The 1,714-nt window shown below is 66.7% G+C and carries 1 protein-coding gene; it reads right to left on the reverse strand.

Features of this window, described 5'->3' with window-relative positions:
• Positions 1-21: 21 nt before the first annotated feature.
• Positions 22-1,644 (reverse strand): ISL3 family transposase, encoded by a 1,623-nt coding sequence (locus tag I4J89_RS49025; protein WP_309238815.1) that lies wholly within the window; start codon positions 1,642-1,644, stop codon positions 22-24.
• Positions 1,645-1,714: the final 70 nt, after the last annotated feature.

Consider the following 1,714-nt stretch of genomic DNA (forward strand, 5'->3'; position numbering starts at 1 on the left):
GATTTTCGTAGCGGAAGATCGTTAGTGAGCTGCGGCGGTGCGTCGCCGTAGGTGTGCGATGAGGACGACTCGTTGGCGTAGGAGCGGGATTTTCGCCCGGCCGGCCATGAGTCTCTTTTGGAGTTTCACGTCGGTGATGCGGCCTTCGTTGACGCCGGAGCTGTAGGGCGAGGTGATGGCTTGGACCACTGCTGGCAGGTCGTCGCGGATCACCTTGGCGAGGCTGGGCAGTCCGGGCAGGCGGCTGGTCTCGAGTTGGTTGAGCCAGTCCGGTAGTGCTCCGGGGTCGCCGGTATCGAACATGGCGGCGAAGGCTCGGACCAGGGTGTGAGTGCGGTCGAGTTCAGGGCAGTGTGCGAGCAGTCGTTGGAGTCGTTCGGCGGTGTCGAGGGTCCGCCGTGGCGGGGTGCTGGTGATCCACCGGGCAACTTCGCGTGGTGACGGCGGATGCTGGCGGGGCTGGTCGACCGGCAGGCCTCGGCGTAGCGGCGCGACCGCCATCTTCACGCGCTGGTAGTGGCCGAGGTAGCCCTTGGCTTTCAGTTCTTCGTGCAGCACTTTCGCGTTGTGTTCACCTTCGTCCCAGCGTTGCTGCAGGTATTCCAGGTAGCGGTCGAGCGGGGACGGAACCCGCGGGCGGTGACGCACGCATTCCTGCCAGCTGGAGGCGGTCGCGTATTTGCGGACGGTGCGCCAGTTGAGTCCCAGCTCGCGGGCGACGGAGTTGTAGGCGCGGCCGGTGTCGGTCAACGCGTGGACGGTCTCGAACAGGTGCCTGGTGTGGTTCACCGCAGGGCTGTCCAGGGTGGGGGTCGCCGCGGTGTCGGCGGGCGCTGCCGGGTCCGGATCGGGTTCGGGGGTCGCCGCAGGAAGGCAGCTGTGGTGCACGGTGGCGATCTGTTGGACTCGCCGGGACAGGCCCTGCCACAAGTGGAACCGGTCGCTGACCTGGATGGCGTCCGGGGCGCCGCTGGTACTGCCCTGACGGTAGATCGGTGAGCCGTCCCGGCAGGCGATCTGCACGCCCGGATGCTCGAGTAGCCAGTCGCGGAGCGTCTCGGCGTCACGTCCCTCCCACAAGGTGATCGGTAGCCGGGTGTCGGCGTCGACCAGCAGCGTCCCGTACGCCCGTCCGTAGAGGGCGAAGTCGTCCACGCCCAGGACTCGTGGTGCGACGGGCGTCGGCAGCGGGATTCTCATCAGGTGTAGCAGGACGCTGGTCCGTGACAGGCCGGCGTGCAGCAGGTGGAGCAGGCGGGCGCCGCCACGGCCGGCGAGCAGGACACCCGCGATCTGCACCAAGCGTTGTAGCAGCGGGGTGCGGCGTTGGTACCGGACGGTCAGCCCGCCGATCTGCTCGGCGAAGGTCGTCTTCGGGCACAACGGATTCTCGCAATACAGACGGCGAACCTGCAGCTCGATACGTGCCGGTCTGCCACCGAGCGCACTGTCGGCCAGACGACGCGTGTATCGGCTGTGGATCCAGTCGCTCGTGCTGCCGCAACCGGTGCAGGAGGACGCCTTTTCGAGGTGAGTGCGGGCGTGGACGACTACTACGGGGCCGGTCGTGTCGACCGAGGTGACCAGGACCGGTGCCAGGTGGGGCAGGAGGTCAGCGAGTTCAACACCACATATCGGCAGGATCGCTCGAAGACGGCATTCCTCACCATTCCCCGTTCAAGTGATCTTCCGCTACGAAAATCTTGCCAGAGCC

Source organism: Actinoplanes aureus, from assembly GCF_015704865.1.
In the GTDB taxonomy this organism is placed as follows: domain Bacteria; phylum Actinomycetota; class Actinomycetes; order Mycobacteriales; family Micromonosporaceae; genus Actinoplanes; species Actinoplanes aureus.